Genomic DNA, 20,814 nt, shown 5'->3' on the forward strand with positions numbered 1-20,814 from the left:
CCTAGTCCCCCATCTTGTATCCGATTCCCCAAATCGTCCGAATGTATTGCGGCGTGGACGGATCCTCTTCGATTTTCTCCCGAAGCCTTCGAATATGTACATTAATCACGTTCTCATTCCCGTAATAATCGTCTTCCCAAATGAATTGATAGATCTGCTCCTTGGTGAATACCCTGCTGTGATTCGTCATAAGGAGCTTCAAAATATGAAATTCCTTCGAGGTGAGCGGGACATGGTGTCCCCTTACTTTTACAGAGAACGAATGCAAATCCAGGATCAAATCCTTAAACGAAATAACAGGAGGTTCGGCAGATTTACTGTCCGTTTCGGCGTATAGCGTTGCCCTGCGGATAGCAGCCTGAACCCTTGCGGTCAATTCGATCATGGAAAAAGGCTTGCTGATATAATCATCCGCTCCGAATCCAAGGCCCATGGCCTTGTCGAGATCGCTGCCTTTCGCAGATATGATTAAGACGGGAACCTTGCTGCTCTCCCGGAAATGCCGAAGTAAATCCATCCCGTTGATCTTGGGGAGCATCAAATCAAGCAATATAAGATCGAACTTCCCGCTGTGAAAAAGAGCAACGGCTTCCTCCCCGTCGTGTGCCGAATCTACATGGTAATGATCCTGCTGCAGCTGGCTTTCAATCAACTGATGAATGTCATGGTCGTCTTCAACGAGCAAAATTCGCTTTTGCATATCTGAAATCCTCCTGAGCATGAAAGGGTAATATCGATGCTCCGATCATCACGGAACAGTTGTTATTTTTCGATTTTAACACAAATTGGCATGAGCTAGGCTGCAGATTTGGACTTTGTAAAACATAAAAAAGGGATATCCGTTCCTAAAGAAACGGATATCCCTTTGGCCAAGATCCTGCTGCCTGACCTCATTCATTATGAATCGATTTGAACCGTAGATAACGAGACGAGAACTGGTCCGGCAAAATCCGAAGCCTCTTCGCCTTTTGGATTGCGAAGACGGAACAGGAAAGCATCGCCAGTCTCTGACTGCCATACGATATAATCGCGGATTCCTTCCTCGCTTGAGGTTTGAAGGTAGAGCTCTGCGGAACCGAGCGGATGCTCGACAAGCTCACCGCTGTGATTGGATACTTCCCCAAACGCTTTCAATTCCTCCTGGCCTGCCGTTTCAAGTTCCGTTAGATCATAATCGGCTGGCAGCAATTCGATATCTACATAGTATTCCGGATTGCTGGTGAGAAAAAGACGTCCCTTCGCAGCATCGAAATCGAAATTCTCAAACACATATAAGGAAAAACCTTCGCCTTGCTGCAAGCTGGCGGAATGCGGCTGGTTGCCTTCGCCGGTCATGATGTCAAAAGTTTCACTCTCGGGACGCGTCTCTTTCGGGGATTGTTCGTTATCTGTCTCAGGTGCCGGAACTTCTTCATTCACCGGTGGTGGTGTTTCAGGTGTGGCGACAGATTCCGTTGTTCCATTTCCTGAGCACGCTGTTAGCGATAACGCTATGACGAATACCGACATTTTCAAGAATACGGAGCGTCTTGGTTTCACGATTGGATCACGCCTTTCGATGGTTTCGAGTTATTACCCTTATTTGGAAAATAATACGCAAAACTTCTCGATTAGGTGCCGGGTCCTATAATCCTATCCTTATTCCATGCTTTGCTGTTCATGTCTAGAAGATAAAAAGCCCGCCTGGCTGGGCAGCCTTTAATGGCGGGTTTAGATGTATTGCATTAGAATTTCATGGTCACATCACGGATCGTCAGCGATAGCGTCTTTAAAAAAAGGTTCGAAATGGCTTATAAACCATCTCGAACCTTTCTAACTACCCGGTACCAAGCACCTGTTTACCCAAAATCCGGTTCACAATCTCGGCACTCAAGAACATCAGGACCAGTAAAGCAAGCACGATGTACGGAAATAATCCGATACTGAATTGGGTCGTGACCAGTCCGAACAAAGGGGGTATCGTTGTTGTTCCCGTGTAAGCAAAGGCCATCTGGAATCCCATCAACCTGGCGGAATTCTCTCGTCCGAATCGGGCTGGCGTCTCATGCAGCAGGCCTGGATAAATCGGAGCAAGTCCAAGTCCGATCAGAATGATGCCGACCAGCGAAGAGGAAATGGGCAATGGAAGCAGCAAGATGATACCGCCGACAATTGTAACAAGTTGTCCGTAACGAATCAGCCATCGGTTGGACACTTTCAGCGTGATGAAACCGGTGACCAGCCTTCCTATCGTTATGCCCCCGTAATACAGGGATATCCAGAGGGCGGCCTTCTCTGCCGTGATATTTCCAGTACCGACGAGGTAACTCGCTCCCCATAATCCCACGGTGGTTTCCACGCCGCAGTAGAATAGAAATGCGAGCAGGGAGGGTTTCACGCCCCGGATGCCGAACAAGTTGGCTTTTGCAGTCGGTGTTAGCCTTGACGGCGCCGGCGTATCCTGATCGAGGCGTCCATGGGACTCATCGTTTTGACCGACATGAACACGTTTGGCTGCCACACGTTTCCACAGCGGCAGCGTAACAAGGAGAATCACAACCAGCGCAAACTGAATGACTGCAACGGCAGTATAACCCGGTCTCCAAGAGTTATGGTCGGCAATGGAAGCGGACATAATAATCGGTCCCATCGTGGCCCCGACTCCCCAGAAACAGTGCAGCCAATTCATGTGATGCGCCTTATAGTTATCGGCTACATAATGGTTCAAGGCCGCATCCACAGCACCTGCGCCTAAACCCAAAGGGATGGCCATCACGACGAACCAGGTCATGGACGGCGCCATAGAGAAGCCGAGCAAAGCACCGGCGGTCAGAAAACAACTGACCAATGTGATGGTGCCGGTCCCGAAGCGTTGAATCATGGAACCGCTGGCAAGACTCGAAACGATGGTTCCTCCTGCGATGATCATGGAGATGATGCCGGCAGAGCCTACGGAAGAACCGATATCCGGCCAGATAACCGGCCAAGCCGACCCCAGCAGGGAATCCGGTAGTCCCAAGCTAATAAAAGCCAAATAAATAATGACCAAAAACCAAGTTGCCAAACGTACACCCTCTTTCACTCCAATAATAAAGCATCTTTATAAAGTATATTTATTAATATGCTGCAGCTTTGCACCTTTGTCAATCGTTTATCTCCGAAAAACCCCCGGATTCTAATTCCAGGGGCTGTGGCTGGCACTCCTATTCTGGGCTGGCTCTAACTCTTGCAGTGTGAGCTTGCGTAATCCCGATTCGAAATCCTGTTGGAAGGTTTGTTCCCAGATCAGATCCGGATGCGACGGCATCCAATGTTCCCTGTTGAATGCAATCCACGCTGCTTGCAAGGTTTCAGGATCAACGATATCTTGATAAATCACCACTCTGTCAGGTGCCAATACAATGTTTACGGTTTGAATCAACCGACATATTCCGTCTATAAATAGCTTTGGGTCCATCTCCCCTGCCCAGTCCAGGCCGAGCGGGAGATATTTCACTTCGCCAGACATGCCATTCTTGCCTCGAAATATCTTTCCGTTCAGATAAATGCCCATACCGGGAGGATAGGATTGGGGGACGTAGATTCCGAGCATGCACTGGTCTTCTTCCAAGTCTTGATTCATGGCATATCCGAAAATAGCTGCATTTACGTCATTCTCGACCATAATGGGTAACTTGAATTGCGTTTCCAGCTCCTCGATCAACCGGACTCCCATCAGCTCGCGATGGCTGCTGACCATAATCTCGCCATTCACGGCCTGCCCGGGTATGCCAATGCCGATGACTTTGATTGAAGGATATAGTCCCACCAATTGCTCGATCATTTGATACATTCGTTTGCGTTGGAACACGGACAGGATGACATCTTTTTTATCCAGTGATTCGTTTCTTAAGTTCACGACGGTAGCCGAAATCAGTTCCTGACCGTCATTCTCCTTTATATAGATCACAAGAGCAAGGCTATGATCATAATTGTATTTATAAGTTAACGCAGGTCTTCCTCCATTGGACGGAACCGTGTCGTCTTCAAACAGTTCTCCAAGCTCCTGCAGTTCTTTAACCAAGGAATTCACCGTTACGACACTCAGGTTGGTCAACGAAGCCAATTGGGGTTTGGTAGCCGTCTCGACTAACTTCATGGCTTGACGAACATTGTTTAAGTTGATTTCTTTCATTAGATTGGCGTCAGCTTTTTTCATACGTCCCCCTTCATGACATGTTCACTTGGTTTGTACGGCGGTCGGACCTGGATGACGTCATTATACAACGTCAGAACTTCCGTTTGCCATGGTCTTGGTCTTGATCCCTCTTCGTTCATAATCATAACTGTAGTTGGAAACTTATATTACACAGTATCTCATGGTAGACCGATGCAAACAAGATATAGGTCCCAGTAGAACCAGATAATGAATTTGATAAATATGGAAATATAGGTTGCTGAATGAGATAGGATCATAACATTTATTATGTAAACTATTGTTTCATAGAGAACTCTAATTCTCATGTTACGGGCAGCGTATCTGTCATTAAATCCCCCGTCTTAGGTGTTATCTACTATTAAGGACTCGATATGCATTTGTAATGGTTGCTTAACATAAGACATTGGGATAAAATAGAGCGATCGTTATATCCAAAGGACGGGATACCATATGAGTAAAAAACGAGAACAGTTGCTTGAACAATCCGAACGTTTATTTGATAAACATGGGTTCCATACTGTAGGTCTTAAGCAGATCATCAAACAATCCGGTGTTGCTCTTATGACCTTATACAATCATTTTGATTCCAAAGAAGATTTGATCCTGGAAGTACTAAAAAGAAGAGAAACAAGATATCTTAACTCATTAAATGATGCCATGGACAAAAAAACAAACGCTGAATTAGCACAAGCATTAGCAAAAGCTCACATGGACTGGATACGTTCTTACGATTCAAATGGATGTATGTTCTTAAGGGCAAAAGAAGAATTTTCTCTGGAGCAGTCGGAGAATAGTGAAATTGTCGGTTTTGCAGAAGCACATAAAAATCACTTGTTAACCTTTTTTCAAGAAAAAGGGTTAGATATAAGAGAAGCTATTCGGCTAGTCTTATTATTTGAAGGAGCTACAGCATTGGCGGAAGTATTTGAGGTAGAAACAGTCGCTCAAGAATTAGCTTACTCTGTTGAGAAATTATTTTCTTAATGTGGTTAAGTCATTTATTTGATCTAAAATAGAATGATCGTTCTATCTATTTTTGGGTAATCTACATTATGAGGTGATCGTATCGTGTTGAAAATCGTGTTTCCGGGCTTGGCCATGATTGCTGTAACGTATGCTTTAGCTCGTTTAAGTTTCGGGTTGTTTCTTCCCGATATTTCAAATTCTTTAGAATTAAGCGAAAGCGACAGCGGGCTTGTCGGCTCCACTGCTTACCTATCATATTCAATCGCTTTGCTTGTTTCTGCAGCCTTAATTAAAAAGCTGGGACAACACAAGGTAATAGTCATTGCGGGTCTAACGGCAGTTTTGGGGTTGTCAGGAATTGCTTCTGCACAATCTTATCTGCACCTGGTGATTAGCATGTTTATCGCTGGTATTGGCAGTGGCTTGGCCTCCCCCGCATTAAGTCAAGCGGCGCAAAGTGCACTCTCCAAACAAGAGCTTGATCAGGGGAACACATGGATAAACAGTGGAACAAGTTTTGGCGTCATTTTAACAGGTCCCATTGTATTACTTTTTGCGGAACATTGGCGACTATCGTATATTTTCTTTGCTATTATCGCTATAGGCGTGTTGTATTGGAATTATTATTCTATTCCATCTCGTTATGACCAGAAACAAGCTATGGATCAAAAAATGAATTGGCTATCCGTCATGAATAAATCGAAGTTTTTATTATTAGCTTCCCTCATAAGTGGTATAAGTTCATCCATTTACTGGACATTTTCAAGAAGCTATATAACGGTTGAATATAATATGACAACAAATGAAAGTGTGGTCTTTTGGATCATAATGGGGGTGGCTGGTATTGTAGGCGGAGCAGCAGGAGGATTTATCCAAAAACTCGGGTTAGCCTGGTCTTACCGCCTCCTTCTATTTTTATTGTTTATTTCTATAGTTCTTCTTACGGTTCCATTGAATTGGACTCATTATTTTTCCGCAGCGTTATTTGGGAGTTCCTATATATTTCTAACAGGTTTGTTTATCGTTTGGGCAACAAGAATATTTAGCGTCCTACCAGCTTTGGGAGTAAGCTTATCTTTCCTAGCATTGGGCATTGGGCAAGCGCTCGGCTCTTTCTTTGCTGGAAGATTGATAGAGATGACCAGTTACCCGTTTAGTTTTATTCTGTTTGCTGGAATAGGATTGATCGGTCTATTCTTTCCTACAGAAAAGGCAGCCGATTCATGCTGAACGGCCACCTTCCGTGGAGCTTATATGTCCTTCCGGTTAAACAAATACACCGTCAAGTAATAGGAACCGATGCATAACAGGATGAGGCCAACGGGGATTAACAGCAATGCCCTACCGCCAATGCCTCCATTTACGCTGATCTGCTGCATGAGGAAAGCTGCGGGCTGCGCCAGAACAATGAGGGCGATCATGAATACCGCATTAATGATGCCGGCTCCTTTCTTGTTCAGCGCATAAAAAAGCGGCATATAGATTGAAATGAGAACAAGCACGATTCCCATGGACACCAGTATAGCTGCAATCGAATTATCCGGTTTGTTGAGCTGTGGGACAGCAAGTCTAACGATCCAGTGAATTCCGTAGGAGGCCAGAATTCCAAATAACGTATATACAATGGCTGTTAAGTATTTCGCTTGCACGATATGCTTGCGGCTAATCGGAAGTGTGACCAGAAAATGATGGTTATTGTTTTTGATATCGATCATGGTAACGAGAATAACCGCTCCGAAAGCTGTATAGATTCCAACGAAATGAAATGATATCTCGCTGCTTGGTATAAAAGCGAGGCTGAATACAGCGAGATACATGAGGATCGTCCAAAGTGAGCTTTTGATTGCAATGAAGTCTTTACGAAGCAGATTAAGCATGGATTCGTCCTCCTTTGGCGGTAAAATACATGATGTCTTCTAAGGATGGCTTCTCCAACAGAGCATACCCTCCAAACAATCGTTCCGCCTCCTGCCTGTCATCCACTAAACCTTCGAAACTAACCGCTGTCTCACGAAGCCCGATAAAGTGATTTCGAATGTCGGAATCCAGCAGCTGCTTGTCGCCCTTCACAATAACGTATCTCTCCATGACTTCTTCTTTCGTTTCGTTAAACACAATCTTCCCCCGATTAATAAACGTTATATAGTCGGCAATACGATCCAAATCCGTCGTAATATGGCTCGAGAAGATGATTGTGTTTCTCTCGTCCTGCATCATATCCGCAAGCAGATCCAGCAGTTCCCTTCGAAATACAGGATCCAGACCAGAGGTCGGCTCATCCATGATAAGCAGCTCAGCCGCGTGAGATAATGCCACAGCAAGAGCAAACTTGATTTTCATCCCCTTGGACAAGTCGGCAATCTTCTTTTTGGGTGACAACTCGAATTGTTCCAGATAGTTGTTGAATTTCTTGTCATTCCATTTCTTATAGAAGGGCGCAATCATTTTCTTGGTGTCGGATATCGTGAGATGCTCATAATAGAAGCAATCATCCGAGACAATGGCAATACGCTGTTTGATATCGACCTCATGTGCAGGCATATCATTGCCTAATATTTTGACGCTGCCGGAATCCGGGCGAACGATGCCGAGTATCATCTTGATTAAAGTGCTTTTACCCACGCCATTCGGACCGATGAGTCCGGTAATGTAGCCTTGTTTCACGTCCAGAGATATCTGATCAACGGAAAACAGTGGATATTTTTTGGTTAAATTGCGCAATTCGATTGCATTCATGGGGTGTTGTCCTCCTCAAACAATAGGTTCAAGTGATCGATGAGATCTTGTTGACTCATGGTTAACTCCTTGCTTTCCCGAATGATCTCCAGCATCTTCTCTTCCAGTCTCTTCATGCGCTGTTCCCTGATAAAATCCTTATTGGCTCCTGATACGAAGCAGCCCTTGCCTACAACGGAGTCGATGAGCTCTTCTTTCTCCAGCTCTTCATAGGCGCGCTTCGTTGTAATTACACTAACCTGCAAGTCTTTCGCAAGCTGCCGAATCGAGGGAAGGCTGTCCCCTGCCTGCATTTCTCCACTGAGGATGCTTTGTCGAATCTGATTGATAATCTGTATGTAAATCGGATCGCTGGATGCGTTGGATATAATGATGTTGATGTTCTGTCACCTCACAGTCGAAGTTGAATGCATACCGTATATATATAATATATACACTATACACAATTTCGTCAATCATTCGCCCACGTGAAATCAAAAAAAAGCTGCCATCATCGGCAGCTTAGATATTGTATTGACTTTTATATTTGAATATCTCATCCACTGCTTGATAATACCCGCCTGATTCTAGAAACGAGTTCCTCATGTGTTCAGCAGCTTGCTTGAAAGACAGGTTGTTTAACACTTGATCTGCAGCTTCACGAAGTTCATTTGCGGTCAAGCTTTGCATGGATAAGGTGATGCCTGCTCCGACATTAGCCACTTGCCTTGCGATTACAGGCTGATCCGCGCTCTGTGGAATTACAATTAACGGAACTCCGTTATAGAGACCTTCGTGGACACTATTCATTCCACCATGTGTGATAAACAATTTGGCGTACTGCAGTACATCAGTTTGCGGAACGTAATGTTTTACGATGAAGTTTTCCGGGATTTCCCCTAAATCGGATAAACGGATCTGATGTCCAATCGACATGACAATCGGGTAACGCGTGTTCCCAAATGCCTCTAAACAAAGCTTGTAAAATTCCAGCGCCTGGTTAAAGACCGTACCCAGTGAAATGTAAATGGGTTCTCCTCCCTCGATTGCAGTAAAGTCAAAGGGCTCCTGATTCAATCGCGAAGAAATGGAGGGTCCTACAAATTGATACGTTGGGTCGAATGCCTCTCCTTCATATTGAAACTCTCGGGTTGTATATACGAGGGTAAGGGGAGCGGGATTACAAAACACTTCAAATGGCGAATGTATTTCTACGCCGTATTTTTTGCACACACTTGCCGTCAGGCTTTGATATTTATCTTCTATGGGTTTAACAACTTCAGCAGGAACCTGTTCGAAAAAATGCTTCAGCGTGTGATCGAAGGATTCTTTGGTTTGTGCAAATGAGGTGCAGGAATTGATGGCTGGAAGCCTAAGTAATTTGAGAGAGACAAACGCCCGCAACCAAACATGGAATCATGAATGATGTAGTCATACTGTTCTCCCTTGATCTGTTCAAGAACGCTTGGTATGACGATATCCGCCGTAAGTAAGAGACCGTTGATCCTTTCAAGCAAATAATCTCTTCCACCTGAGATAAAGGCTTTGATGAATTGTTGGTCGTCGAATGTTCGCGTCGAAGCCCCCGTTTTCTCAATACGCTCCCGAAAAGCTTCTGCACAAAAGTACACAACTTCTTCCCCGCGCGACACAAGCTCCTGCACAACTCCAATCGTTGGATTGACATGCCCTTCTGATCCGCCATTGATAAACAAAACACGTGCCAATTTCTACCACTCCTTGTTCTCTACAGTGTGTAAGACAACTTAGATTACCATAGGGCTCTATTGTTCCATTATAACTCCTTCACAGTAACAACAACCTTTCCTTTGGCACTTCCGCCTTCAAGATACTGAAGCGCCTGAGCGGCATTCTTAAATTCAAATACCTTATCTATCACAGGATGAAGATGACCTGCTTCAATCCATTCCCTGATCAGCTGTAATTGCGCTCCGCTTGGTTTCATAAAGAGAAAATCATACCTCGTGTGACTTTTCTTCTCCAGGCTCGTGATCTTACGACTAACCATGGACAACAGGAACGTCTTAATCCATCCTAACTGTGCTTCTTTACCGAATCTTGCGTTTGGCCAACCGGAGATGGATACGATTCTTCCATTGGGTTTGAGGACTCGAAAAGATTTTTCCAGCACTTCACCCCCTAATGTATCATACACCGCGTCATATCCCCACAGCAGTTCTTCGAATTTCTCTTCTCTATAATTAATGATCCGGTCGGCACCAAGTGATTTGACTAAATCGTAACCTTTCTCGCTAGCTGTAGTCGCAACATAGGCTCCCATCTGTTTAGCAAGCTGGATAGCAAAAGTGCCTACGCCCCCTGATCCTGCGTGAATTAATATTTTCTGGCCTTTTTGAAGGTTCAATATATCGTAAAAGGCTTGGTAAGTCGTAAGCCCGACCAGTGGTATGGAAGCCGCCTGTTCAAAACTCAGATTCCGTGGCTTCAGAGATATATCCTCTTCATGAACCGCAATATATTCGGCTAGTGTCCCGATTCTGTTTTTGCGGGGTCTGCCGTATACTTCATCTCCAGGTTTGTATGTTTTAACCTTCTCGCCCACCTTGACGACGACTCCGGAAAAATCATTTCCCAAGATCAGTGGAAACTCATAGTTCAGGAGAAATTTTGCCTTTCCTTCTTTGATTTTAATGTCGATGGGATTTAAGCTTGCGGCATAAATTTCCACCAGCACATCCTCTTCCCCGACATGAGGCACAGGCATTTCTGTCAGTAGCAAGGGAACATTTTTTCCGTATTTCTCGATTGTCATAGCTTTCATCACACATCACTCCTATTATGTTGTTATGTTTAAACATATGGACTAATCAGACGATAAAACAAGCTGCCCTTAATATCTCTTACTTGTCTGGAAGGCTCGTGCACTCTTCGATGGCCGCAATTAATGATTTGAGCTGATCCAGTGGTTTGCGAACAGTCAGTACATAGTAATTTTCCACACTCTTTTTTTCAAAGCTTACATAACCCGACTGCTTCAATACCTTCAGATGATGAGAGACGGCAGGTCTGGACAAATTGATGTGCTCTGCTATTGTATTGACATTAAGCCCCGCTTTATGCTGCGCAAGCAGTAAAATGATGGCTTGGCGTTTTTCATCTGTCAGCACGTCCAGCAAAGGAATGCATTCTTTGAATTGTTGCACAATATGCTCCGTTTTCTGGCTCATATAGCTCCCGCCTTCCGTTTATTCGTTTAACTATATAAACCTATTATAATCCTCTTGTTGATAAAATCAAACTGGATTATGCCGTCTGGATTGCGGTCACAGTTAATTATATTCAATGCGGTCCAGAATTCCTTGACGATGGAATGATAGTGTGGTTTAGCATATATAAAAAGTCGCATGTCAACTGCTTGTCATACGACTTCATACTTCATAATGTTTAAGTGTATTCTGGAGCTCTTCTCTTAAAATTTCTCGCAGTACAGAAGGTTCAAGGACTTCGACGCCGCTGCCAAAACCCAGCAGTATAGACCAAAGCCAGCGTGCTTGCAAAGGCTTGTTAACAGGAATTCGCATGATCATGCTGCCGTCTTCATGAAATTGCTTCTCCACCTGGTGAAACTGATCCATCGCTTCTGCTAAAGCGTCAGCTCCCACTCGGATCACTACGTCCTCCACCTGATCTTGCCCTGCCCCATTAGACAAACCAATCTCGTCCGTATCGTGACGCGGCTGAAAGGTTTCCTCTGTTAAGAACAAATTCATCATCCGGGATAGCCGGAATTCTCGATAATCTCGCCGTTTCATGCAATAACCATAGATATACCAATTGCTATATTTAAAATGAAGTCTCACAGGCTCCATCTCACGGGTTGTAAGTTCATTCTTTCCATTAATGTAATCAAAACGGATGATATTACGCTTCGTAATGGCCGTGCGCAAAACAGGAAGTGCTCCAAAATCCGTACGATGGGTCTCAAAATCCACCGCTAAACTGGAAGACCGATACTCCGTTTCAATCGTTTGCAATCGTTCAATGGTTCCTTGCGCACGGCCGTCTTCAAATACCGAGGAGAGGCTGCTGAGCACCGTGATCAAAGTAGAGACATCATACGAACCGAGCAAGCTTTTATCCATTTTAAATCCGTCGATGATGCCGAATCCACCTTTGTTTCCCTGATACGATATGACCGGAAAGCCGGCTGCACAGATCACATCGATATCTCTATAGATGGTTCTTGGGGAAACCTGAAACTCTTCGGCCAAGGTGGAGGCGGATAAAACCTCGTGGTTTAACAGCTTGTAGATCATCGAGATCAATCTTTCCAATTTCATGATATCCCCACCCGTTATCACACAATTTTTAATTCCTGCTTATGTGTTATCCTTTTTTTTGGGTCTCCTCGTCTCCCCCGTTCTCGTCAAATAAAACTTTCAGATCCGCGATCTCCTGTGCGCTTAGCTTTTTATCCTGCAAAAAGTTGGCCAGCATCGGCTTTAATGATCCACCATACAGTTTTTTCATAAAAGATTTGGTTTCGGACCGCAGGTACTCCTCTTCAGTGATAATCGGGTAAAATAACTGGGTACGTTTTGAGCCCTTTTCCAGCTTCGCACCCGCTGCTTCCTTCTGCACCAGACGGCTGAGAAGCGTCCGGGTCGTATTCGGGCTCCACCCCATTCGATCCGTCATTTGTTTTACGACTTCACTGGATGGGCAATCCGAATTTGCCCACAAGACGCGCATAATTTCCAGCTCTGCATCCGTAATGGGTGGTATTGGGTTCATATATGAAACCTCCAAAGTCAATTCAATTCAAACTACGCATGTAGTTACATCCATGCTATAATTCTAGTTTGCTAATGTCAACATGTTTTGTTCAGGACAATTTGGCAGTCTAAAGAACCCATGCCATCCTGTTTCCAGAATGGCATGGGTCTAATATAGAATTACATAGATGGACCAAAATCGTTATTCTTTTACCGCTGCCTTCAGGATTTCAATTTTTTGTTTCTTGGGCATATCCGTTGTGGTTGAAATACTGTATTCGAATTTGTCGGTATGCCAAAAAACGTATTTTGGATAGATATGAGCGGGGAAGTCATCTTCAAAGAATCCTTTTTTCGTACTTCCCTCAGAGTCTAATGTAGATTTGGAAATTGCCAATACGTCTTTCCCGTTACTATACTCAAGACGGATGGTTGCCGCCTCTTTCCAATCTATCTTTTTTGCATAGATAGGTTTACCGCTCTTCTTACCTTCGGCTCTGACTTCATTGATGAATCTTCCTTCGATCGGACCTTCAATTCTCGCTTTGGAAAATGTATACCCCGCTGGCAGATTTGAAGGGTGCTTCAAGATGGAGCCTTCCAGCGCAGCAGCTTTGTTCAAGTAGTCCTCGTATGCTGTGTATTGTTGGATCCCTCCCCAATAACTTAAATCCAATCCGCTGTTCAAGTCTTTGTATTTATGAAACAAGACGTACATATCATCGGACTCCAGCGTTAGCTCCTTAATTCGATTGATCTCATTTTCGATAAACTTTATGTCCTCTGCAGGTATAAGCTTCGCTGCTTCCGTTGCTTTTTTCAAGGCTTTTTCTTGTTCTTTAGTATAGCTCTCAAGATTCACCGAAGAAGCCGTAATTTGCTCGGGAAGATTATAATTCCATGGTTTATTCAGGGCGGCTTTTGAATCCTGTTCCGATTGAACGGAAGCCGTTTGCGCTGTGCTTTTTGCATCGCTTTCTTTTGCATCAACCAATGTTACGCTGCCAAGGGCGAGAATCATTGTCATCCCGAGGATGGACATATGATAAGATTTTTTCTGAAATTGTTTGATCATGGTAAGTCTCCTTTTTAATTGTTTATGCGTCGCAGACAGGGCAGCAAGTCCAGGCTGATGAGGGCTGCCTGAAAAATGCTCCAGCACATGAATGATCGTTTGCCCGTATGCATTGTTTTTTTGCGGGCTCAGCCGGTCCAGGGCACATGCGTCGCAGGCTATTTCCTGATCCTGCCTTGCTCTATGTACGGCGAGCCATACTAATGGATTAAACCAATGAAGGATCAGAACGATGTGCATGATCCAGTTCATGGCCACATCCCAGCGCCGTATATGGGCGAACTCATGCGCCAGAATATATTGAATCTGCTCCTTTTTCAACGTAACAAGCAAACGAGGTGAAATAACAACCACAGGTTTATAAAAACCGACCACCGCAGGCCCGGGAATGTGTTCCGATGCCACAAACCGCACCTTACGCTTCACACCCAACAGCAGCTTCGTTTCATCGAACAATGATGATAAACGAGGAGTTTCAATAGGACGTCCTGTGCGGAGAGCTTGTTTTAGTCGAAGCTGATCGCATACTGTTTTTACGGTTAGGATCAGAACACCGGATAACCAAGCCAACATTAGCATATTGGTGAAGCTCAATTGCTTGAACCCACTCCACCACATTGGCCTATCCTGCGAGTGTACCAATAGTTGAGACGGATCGGTTGCTCCCGCAGCTTCTCTTATGAAGCCATTTCTCTCTGCAACGAAAGTTGGCTCCGCTTGAACTGCTATTTCGCTCTCGGTACCTGATTCTTTCCACCATTTATGCCAGAATGACAAGCCTTGGGTTTGCTGATGAATACCGGGCGCTATAGCCTCCAGAGAAAAAACATTGTATAAGCTTAATGAAGATTCCGGTGCCGAAGGAAGCAGCAAGCGGATCACCACAGGAATCCAAAGCAAGTATTTCCATCTGGATTCAAGCTTGTTTTTCATTAGAAACTGCAGGGCCAGGATAAGAACAATTAAGATGCCAGCCATGAATGATCCACGCAGGACCCAGCCAAAAACAGACAAAAGACTTGCATGCAAGGAAGGACTCATCACGTATCTCTCTTTTCTGCTTCACCGCAGCTGCCGTTTTCATCAAATAAAGCCTTCAGATCCTCGATTTCCTGCGCATTCAGCTTTTTATCTTTCAAGAAATTAGCCAGCATTGGATGTAAAGCTCCGCCATACAGCTTTTTCATAAAGGATTTGGTTTCTGATCGCAGATATTCCTGTTCGCTAATGAGAGGATAAAACAGCTGGGTGCGCTTCGAATTCGTTCCCGGCTTCGCTCCAGCCGCTTCCTTCTGTACCAATCGACTGAGGAGCGTCCTGGTTGTATTGGGGCTCCATTCCATTCGTTCGGTCATCTGCTGTACGACGTGACTGGAAGGAGAATTCGGGTTTGTCCATAGGACGCGCATAATTTCCAGTTCTGCTTCGGTAATCGGTGGTATGTGATTCATGCATGAAACCTCCAAAATCAATTTACTCAGACTACATGTGTAGTTGAAATAAATACTACATCTGTAGTTTCGTAATGTCAACACGTTTTGGCAGAGAATAACGTTATCTCTCTGTTACATGCAATAACTAGCCGTATAGTCTGTGCATAAAACTTATAGACTGGATCACAAAAAGTTATTCTTTAACCGCAGCTTTCAGAATTTCGATCTTTTGTTTCTTAGGCATATTCGTTGAGGTTGAAATACTATATTCGAATTTGTCGGTATGCCAATAAACGTATTTGGGATAAATATGAGCCGGGAAGTCATCTTCAAAAAATCCTTTTTTTGCACTTCCTTCTGAGTCCAATGCATGTTTGGAAATGGCCAGTGTGTCTTTCCCTTTTATATACTCAAGGCGGATAGTTACAGCCTCTTTCCAATCTATCTTTTTCATGTAGATAGGTTTTCCGCTTTTCTTGCCCTCGGCTCTCACTTCATCATTGAACTTTCCTTTCGTTGGCCCTTCAATCCTGGCCTTGGAAAACTTATATCCTTTTGGCAGGTTTGAAGGATGCACCAAGATGGAGCCTTCCAGGGCAGATGCCTTTTTCAAATAGTTTTCGTATGAGGTGTACTGATGAATCCCTCCCCAATAACTAAGATCGAATCCGCTATTCAGTTCCTTGTATTTATGATATAAGACATACATATCATCTGAATTCTTAGTTAACTCCTTAACGCGGTTGATCTCATTTTCGATAAACTTTTTGTCCTCCGCAGGTATGGACTTGGCTGGTTTGGCCGCTTTGCCAACAACGTTTTTCGGGGCCCCTTTGGTGGATGCCGCCTCTGCCCCAAGGTTTACGGAAGAACCTAGCAATAGAATGCAACTTAATGCGGCTATTGCCACTTTTGTTGGTGCTTTCATTTTTGTAATGCTCCTTTGCTATAATTTTTTAAATAAGACTACAGCTGTAGTTACAATTCAATACTACATCTGTAGTTTAATAATGTCAACTATTTTGTTCAGACCCTTTTTGGCTTCATGTCAAACTTACCTTCTATTGTTCCGCTTGATATTGTTGATGACCCTGTGAATCCACCCAAAACAGCGGCAGTCAAGACGAGAACGTCCTGGACTGCCGCTGTTCGTTAAGCTATAGTTCTCGGTTAGCCATAATAACATTTTTGGTTCACTTGCGGCATACATCGGCTCTTTATCAGAACAAACTGAAAAGAAGCCGTTACCCATAGCTTCCGGCTTCTTGTTCTCTAGATGCGACAAGGGATGTTATCCTGTCACACGATTTACAATTTTCAGAACGGCATCTCTTGTTAATTTGCTTCCACCTGCGGAGATGAGGTTCACCGTAGCGTGAGCTAACGCCAGTGGAATCTTGCAAAATTTTAATGCTGGACCATGTTTCAGGTCTGCAACATAAGAGTCTGCGGTTTGCAAATTGCGCCGAGTGTACTGCTGCATTTCCTTGAATCCCCATCCGTCAGGATAAAAGTCAACGCCACGTTTAAGATCCTCCTCCCGATTTCGGAGAATATTCACCGCTTGCAGCCCTCTTCCGAAAGCAATGGCCTTCGTTAAATCGGATTGCGTTCCATCATACCATAACCAGAGCTCTGACAGCATTTCACCAACCATTCCGGCAACGCTGTAGGTGTATTTGTCCAAATCCTCTTCGGTATGAATGTTCCATCCGTGCTGAACCCAGTCAGCCATATGTAACGACATCTTGGCAGTGTAACGATATACGATTGGAGCTGCGGTGGGGGGACACAGAGCAGCCCATTCGTCCAGCTGCATCGTAACATCCGGTAATACCGTCCGATAGGGTGATAGTACAATATGTGCTTGCGGTACACCCATTCTATCATCCTGGGATTTAAATGTTTCATAAATGCCACGAAGCAGTTCGATCTTCAGTTCATTCGAGAGCTCATGATGATCCTCGATTTCATCTATTGCCCGCATGCATAGATAGGCAGAGGCAACAGCCTCCCTTAAGCCTAATTCCAAATAACTTATGGGTATATAAAACGTTCGGCTCGTCTTCTTTAGCATGGTCATTGCTTCATTCAATGCGACGTTATTAATGACTACTCCCTCCAAGTATCAGCTCAGCTTTTTATTTTTCGTTGTTTTACCATGATAACATAATTTTGTACTCTCAATCCAAATATGATACTCCGGTCCTCGTACAAAAGAGAAGCTGCTGCACAGTGCAGCCCTCGGCAATGCAAGTAGATACCTCAAGTAAAAGGGTGACCTCATAGAAGCCACCCTTTTTCGATCCCAAATGCAGCCCCTGTCTAGGGATATAGGTCACCACGAATGCCAGAGCAGCACCGGGATTCGCCGCCACGATGAATTGTTTGTTAAGAATTTATACCTACGTATACACCAAATGATCCAGGATGAATCAACATGGTCTTTTGGATCGTCTGTTGAAGCAGGATTTCCTCTGTCATCGACATGCGCCTGCTCCTTCTACAAGAGCAGCAAATACTTACCGTGGGGACTTCTTTCCATATTAAGTAATTGGCGATTTCTTATACAATTGCGTGATTTGGTTTGCAATGTGCTCGGAGCTGAAATGAATCCCTTCTCGAATCCACCACATGATGATGCCGATGATTGATGCCGTGAGAATCTCAATGGAAACCCAGTCTTTTGAGATTCTGCCTTCGTTTTTTGCTCTGTCCCTTCGGGCTTCTATCAGCTGTTTAAATAGGCCGAACAGTCTGCCTTCATAATGCTTATACTCAAACAATACGGCAAAGAATTTCCGGTTCTCATAGATATAATCCAAAAACACAGTCAAGCCCTCCCGATTATCATGGATCTCGGAATTCACCAACGGCTCCAATTTTATTGACAGTTCGTCAAAAATATCATTCGTGACAATCGACATTAAATCGTGGATGTCTTCAAAATGCAGATAGAACGTGGCCCTGTTCAATTCAGCGCGATCCGCTACCTTCTGAACGGTTAGCTGTGAGATGGAGTGTTGTTCGATCAGGAGAGATAGTGCAGCTTGTTTAAACAGCTTCTTTGAGCGGACAGCCCTGGGATCTTCTTTTTTTTCGATTGTCATTCTCTGCTCCTTTATCGATTAATTTCTATTTTATCAACGAATCAAGATCCATCGTTGATTAGTCGACATATTGAGTGAAATTGCAAATAGGCACTCTTTTTCCGGTATGATATTATCTATTTTATCGATATGGTGTTGAGAAAGCAATGATTGGAAGGAGTACAATAATGCAGCAAAAGAAACCGAATGTAAAAAAAGGGATATTATTATTTATACTGATTTTAGGTTGTTTCTTATCGACCTTGAACCAAACATTATTAAATGTTGCGCTGAATGACCTTATGGATGTATTTCAGGTTTCAGCAACGACCGTCCAATGGCTTGCAACGGGTTTTATGCTTGTGAATGGCGTGTTAATCCCCGTTACGGCATATTTGATGAGACGATTTACGACGAGGCAGTTATTCGTCAGCTCTATGTTATTTTTATTGATTGGCACAGTGATTTGCGCTGTATCACCAAATTTCAGCGTCTTACTGATGGGACGCATGATCCAGGCAGCCGGAGCGGCGATCATTACCCCGCTTATGATGAGTGTCATACTGATTGTTTTTCCAATTGAAAAAAGGGGCAGCGTCATGGGCCTAATCGGCTTTGCCATTATCTTCGCCCCTGCTATTGCCCCGACCTTAGCTGGATTTATCATTGAATATGTATCCTGGAGATGGCTGTTTATCGGTTTAGCCCCTCTAGTCTTCATCGTGATTTTACTGGCATTAAAGTATCTGGTAAATGTATCCCAAGCGGCAAAAGCCAAGCTTGATATCATCAGTGTCATCTTATCCACAATCGGATTTGGTTTCATCCTCTATGGCTTCAGTAATGCCGGGAGCAAAGGATGGGCATCTCCTGTAGTCCTGTTGTCCTTAATTATCGGCGTTATGTTCACGACATGGTTCTGTATGCGTCAAATGAAATCAAAGGACCCGCTGCTGAATTTGGATGTGTTCAAAAATAAGATCTTTACCTTAACCTCACTCATCAATATATTAGTCACCATGATGATGTACGCGGACATGATCCTGCTGCCGCTGTATCTTCAGAGCAGTCGAGGCTATTCTGCTTTTGAGGCAGGCCTGTTATTATTGCCGGGTGCTGTGATCAATGCATTTTTATCACCGGTAACTGGCAGGTTATACGATAAATTTGGAGCAAAACCACTATTTATCATCGGATTATTGTTTGTTATACCTTCGATGTGGGCTGTAACGGACTTAACGGCTTCGACCTCTTATTCCTATTTAATGATTCGAACAGTCTTTTTACGAGTAGGCTTAAGTTTTATTACGATGCCGCTGAATACAGCAGGATTAAACGCACTACCCAAAGAATTAGGCACGCATGGTTCGGCTGTGAATAACACAGTTCGTCAAATTGCAGGTGCCATTGGGACAGCTGTCGTTATTACGATATATACGTCGCAGGCTTTGAAGCATGCAGCAGACATCAAAAGCCAAAATGAACTTGTATCACCAGATCAAGTCGCCAGTCTCTCTACCATGCTGGGTTCGAGTGACGCCTATTATTTTATGATGATATTGGCTGTTCTGGCGCTGGTTATGACACTCTTCATGCCGCCCTCAAAAGGAATTGCAAAAAAGGAATCCGCAAAGGCAGCATCTGTTGAGTAAATAAAGGTAACGTCATTCACTAATCAAGGTTTGCTCATGAGTGATCTAACGTATCTCCGCTTTGATCGCAGGTGATACGCGGCGTCCGCTACGCTGCCTCTGAAGGCAAGTGTAGCCGTCGTGGAATAGAAGATACACGCAGCTATCAGTTCAATACCATTAAAGCAAAAGGGTGACTTCAATGAAGTCACCCTTTGTCAATCTTCTATACATAGCGATAGGCTGTATGCAAATATTCGTTATAATCCATAAAACGCATCTTTTTTGATATTTTGCTTCGCGATATTTTTATTTTGCAGCAAATTCGTTATCGACTCAACCATGGATTTTGGACCCGCGATAAAGTATTTGCCCTGGTTCTGATATTGGTTAACAAACCTATTGATTTCTTGCTCTAATGCTTCCTTGGATTCAAGATAGGATATTTGAACGGCAGCCGAGTTAGCCAGAGCATCGAGCTCATCCCGAAAGAGGTGTGACTTCTGACTGTCCAGATACAGCACACGCACGGGTTTACCCTCTCTGTCTCTTCCAGCAGCCATTTGCTGCAGGATTGCTCGAAAAGGCGTAATGCCAATACCGGCTGCAATTAGCAGCGATGGGTGTTCTTGATCCAAATGAAATGACCCTACAGGACCGCCCATCTTGATTTTCATTCCAGGCTTTAATTCCAACATCGCTTGTTTGAAGTCGCTGGGGTTATCACCAATTCGCGTCGTAATTTTAACAACGTTCTCCGTCGGAGCAGAAGCTATGCTGAAAGGCTTCGTTGGGCTTTTGATTTTCTTGTGTGTAATGCTAAACAAACCGTACTGCCCTGCCGTCCACGTTAAATCCTCATCTTTTTTGAATGAAAAAGTATATACATCTTCCGATTCTCGAAGGCTTTCTATAAATAACAATTCTCGCTTTCGGAATACGGAGATCATGTCTTTAAAAAAAGCCATTAT

At 44.0% G+C, this 20,814-nt stretch carries 20 protein-coding genes and 1 pseudogene; 3 read left to right on the top strand and 18 right to left on the bottom strand.

What is annotated here, in order from left to right:
• Position 1: 1 nt before the first annotated feature.
• The 4 genes from PVOR_RS16080 to PVOR_RS16095 all read right to left on the bottom strand — a co-directional run bounded on the left by PVOR_RS16080 (position 2) and on the right by PVOR_RS16095 (position 4,177).
• On the bottom strand, positions 2-700 hold the full coding sequence (locus tag PVOR_RS16080; protein WP_006210421.1) for a response regulator transcription factor: 699 nt from the start codon (positions 698-700) through the stop codon (positions 2-4).
• 197 nt (positions 701-897) lie between these two features.
• Positions 898-1,539 (bottom strand): hypothetical protein, encoded by a 642-nt coding sequence (locus PVOR_RS16085; protein WP_006210422.1) that lies wholly within the window; start codon positions 1,537-1,539, stop codon positions 898-900.
• 277 nt (positions 1,540-1,816) lie between these two features.
• The gene (locus tag PVOR_RS16090) at positions 1,817-3,043 is read right to left on the bottom strand and encodes an MFS transporter (RefSeq protein WP_006210423.1); all 1,227 of its coding nucleotides are present in this window, start codon (positions 3,041-3,043) and stop codon (positions 1,817-1,819) included.
• A gap of 111 nt (positions 3,044-3,154) precedes the next feature.
• A complete protein-coding gene (locus PVOR_RS16095; RefSeq protein ID WP_006210424.1) occupies positions 3,155-4,177 on the bottom strand; it encodes an ROK family protein in 1,023 nt (340 codons plus the stop codon).
• 450 nt (positions 4,178-4,627) lie between these two features.
• Here PVOR_RS16095 and PVOR_RS16100 point away from each other — a divergent pair, with 450 nt between their 5' ends.
• A complete protein-coding gene (locus PVOR_RS16100) occupies positions 4,628-5,161 on the top strand; it encodes a TetR/AcrR family transcriptional regulator (protein ID WP_006210425.1) in 534 nt (177 codons plus the stop codon).
• 84 nt (positions 5,162-5,245) lie between these two features.
• Positions 5,246-6,373 carry an MFS transporter gene (locus PVOR_RS16105; protein ID WP_006210426.1) on the top strand — a complete coding sequence of 376 codons (1,128 nt, stop codon included), beginning with the start codon at positions 5,246-5,248 and terminating at the stop codon, positions 6,371-6,373.
• A 20-nt stretch (positions 6,374-6,393) separates the two neighbouring features.
• Here the strand turns inward: PVOR_RS16105 and PVOR_RS16110 are convergent, their stop codons facing one another.
• The 13 genes and pseudogenes from PVOR_RS16110 to PVOR_RS16170 form a co-directional block, all read right to left on the bottom strand.
• Positions 6,394-7,020: an ABC-2 transporter permease gene (locus PVOR_RS16110; RefSeq protein WP_006210428.1), complete on the bottom strand. Its 627-nt coding sequence runs from the start codon at positions 7,018-7,020 to the stop codon at positions 6,394-6,396.
• Positions 7,013-7,879 (bottom strand): ABC transporter ATP-binding protein, encoded by an 867-nt coding sequence (locus PVOR_RS16115; protein ID WP_006210429.1) that lies wholly within the window; start codon positions 7,877-7,879, stop codon positions 7,013-7,015. Before PVOR_RS16115 ends, PVOR_RS16110 begins: the two co-directional genes overlap by 8 nt.
• Entirely contained in the window at positions 7,876-8,259 is a 384-nt protein-coding gene (locus tag PVOR_RS16120; RefSeq protein WP_040680669.1) for a GntR family transcriptional regulator, read from the bottom strand. The genes PVOR_RS16115 and PVOR_RS16120 overlap by 4 nt, the downstream gene beginning before the upstream one ends.
• 121 nt (positions 8,260-8,380) lie before the next feature.
• Positions 8,381-9,585 (bottom strand): annotated as a pseudogene (locus PVOR_RS16125) (macrolide family glycosyltransferase).
• 68 nt (positions 9,586-9,653) lie between these two features.
• Entirely contained in the window at positions 9,654-10,661 is a 1,008-nt protein-coding gene (locus PVOR_RS16130; protein WP_006210431.1) for an NADP-dependent oxidoreductase, read from the bottom strand.
• Positions 10,662-10,740: 79 nt separating this feature from the next.
• Entirely contained in the window at positions 10,741-11,067 is a 327-nt protein-coding gene (locus PVOR_RS16135) for an ArsR/SmtB family transcription factor (protein WP_006210432.1), read from the bottom strand.
• 201 nt (positions 11,068-11,268) lie between these two features.
• Positions 11,269-12,180: a helix-turn-helix transcriptional regulator gene (locus tag PVOR_RS16140; protein ID WP_006210433.1), complete on the bottom strand. Its 912-nt coding sequence runs from the start codon at positions 12,178-12,180 to the stop codon at positions 11,269-11,271.
• Between the two features lie 46 nt (positions 12,181-12,226).
• Entirely contained in the window at positions 12,227-12,634 is a 408-nt protein-coding gene (locus PVOR_RS16145) for a BlaI/MecI/CopY family transcriptional regulator (protein WP_006210434.1), read from the bottom strand.
• 183 nt (positions 12,635-12,817) lie between these two features.
• A complete protein-coding gene (locus tag PVOR_RS16150) occupies positions 12,818-14,731 on the bottom strand; it encodes a M56 family metallopeptidase (protein WP_006210435.1) in 1,914 nt (637 codons plus the stop codon).
• Positions 14,731-15,141, bottom strand: coding sequence for a BlaI/MecI/CopY family transcriptional regulator (locus PVOR_RS16155; RefSeq protein WP_006210436.1), 411 nt, complete (start codon positions 15,139-15,141; stop codon positions 14,731-14,733). The genes PVOR_RS16150 and PVOR_RS16155 overlap by 1 nt, the downstream gene beginning before the upstream one ends.
• A 175-nt stretch (positions 15,142-15,316) precedes the next feature.
• Positions 15,317-16,051 (bottom strand): hypothetical protein, encoded by a 735-nt coding sequence (locus PVOR_RS16160; RefSeq protein WP_006210439.1) that lies wholly within the window; start codon positions 16,049-16,051, stop codon positions 15,317-15,319.
• Between the two features lie 363 nt (positions 16,052-16,414).
• Positions 16,415-17,248, bottom strand: coding sequence for a squalene/phytoene synthase family protein (locus PVOR_RS16165; RefSeq protein ID WP_083811695.1), 834 nt, complete (start codon positions 17,246-17,248; stop codon positions 16,415-16,417).
• A gap of 421 nt (positions 17,249-17,669) precedes the next feature.
• Positions 17,670-18,233 carry a TetR/AcrR family transcriptional regulator gene (locus PVOR_RS16170; RefSeq protein WP_006210444.1) on the bottom strand — a complete coding sequence of 188 codons (564 nt, stop codon included), beginning with the start codon at positions 18,231-18,233 and terminating at the stop codon, positions 17,670-17,672.
• Between the two features lie 167 nt (positions 18,234-18,400).
• Between PVOR_RS16170 and PVOR_RS16175 the strand changes: the two genes are divergently transcribed.
• Entirely contained in the window at positions 18,401-19,864 is a 1,464-nt protein-coding gene (locus tag PVOR_RS16175) for a DHA2 family efflux MFS transporter permease subunit (protein WP_006210446.1), read from the top strand.
• Positions 19,865-20,103: 239 nt separating this feature from the next.
• Here the strand turns inward: PVOR_RS16175 and PVOR_RS16180 are convergent, their stop codons facing one another.
• Positions 20,104-20,811, bottom strand: a complete 708-nt coding sequence (locus tag PVOR_RS16180; protein WP_006210447.1) for an FAD-dependent oxidoreductase — start codon at positions 20,809-20,811, stop codon at positions 20,104-20,106.
• Positions 20,812-20,814 lie beyond the last annotated feature (3 nt).

The sequence above is a fragment of the Paenibacillus vortex V453 genome, assembly GCF_000193415.1.
GTDB classification, from domain to species: Bacteria; Bacillota; Bacilli; order Paenibacillales; family Paenibacillaceae; genus Paenibacillus_AQ; species Paenibacillus_AQ glucanolyticus.

Bases quoted from the DNA above. Each gene is read 5' to 3' on its own strand.
- PVOR_RS16080 (WP_006210421.1), bottom strand. From the start codon at position 700: ATGCAAAAGCGAATTTTGCTCGTTGAAGACGACCATGACATTCATCAG.
- PVOR_RS16095 (WP_006210424.1), bottom strand. From the start codon at position 4,177: ATGAAAAAAGCTGACGCCAATCTAATGAAAGAAATCAACTTAAACAAT.
- PVOR_RS16100 (WP_006210425.1), top strand. From the start codon at position 4,628: ATGAGTAAAAAACGAGAACAGTTGCTTGAACAATCCGAACGTTTATTT.
- PVOR_RS16110 (WP_006210428.1), bottom strand. From the start codon at position 7,020: ATGCTTAATCTGCTTCGTAAAGACTTCATTGCAATCAAAAGCTCACTT.
- PVOR_RS16115 (WP_006210429.1), bottom strand. From the start codon at position 7,879: ATGAATGCAATCGAATTGCGCAATTTAACCAAAAAATATCCACTGTTT.
- PVOR_RS16130 (WP_006210431.1), bottom strand. From the start codon at position 10,661: ATGAAAGCTATGACAATCGAGAAATACGGAAAAAATGTTCCCTTGCTA.
- PVOR_RS16135 (WP_006210432.1), bottom strand. From the start codon at position 11,067: ATGAGCCAGAAAACGGAGCATATTGTGCAACAATTCAAAGAATGCATT.
- PVOR_RS16140 (WP_006210433.1), bottom strand. From the start codon at position 12,180: ATGAAATTGGAAAGATTGATCTCGATGATCTACAAGCTGTTAAACCAC.
- PVOR_RS16145 (WP_006210434.1), bottom strand. From the start codon at position 12,634: ATGAACCCAATACCACCCATTACGGATGCAGAGCTGGAAATTATGCGC.
- PVOR_RS16150 (WP_006210435.1), bottom strand. From the start codon at position 14,731: ATGAGTCCTTCCTTGCATGCAAGTCTTTTGTCTGTTTTTGGCTGGGTC.
- PVOR_RS16155 (WP_006210436.1), bottom strand. From the start codon at position 15,141: ATGAATCACATACCACCGATTACCGAAGCAGAACTGGAAATTATGCGC.
- PVOR_RS16160 (WP_006210439.1), bottom strand. From the start codon at position 16,051: ATGAAAGCACCAACAAAAGTGGCAATAGCCGCATTAAGTTGCATTCTA.
- PVOR_RS16170 (WP_006210444.1), bottom strand. From the start codon at position 18,233: ATGACAATCGAAAAAAAAGAAGATCCCAGGGCTGTCCGCTCAAAGAAG.
- PVOR_RS16175 (WP_006210446.1), top strand. From the start codon at position 18,401: ATGCAGCAAAAGAAACCGAATGTAAAAAAAGGGATATTATTATTTATA.
- PVOR_RS16180 (WP_006210447.1), bottom strand. From the start codon at position 20,811: ATGGCTTTTTTTAAAGACATGATCTCCGTATTCCGAAAGCGAGAATTG.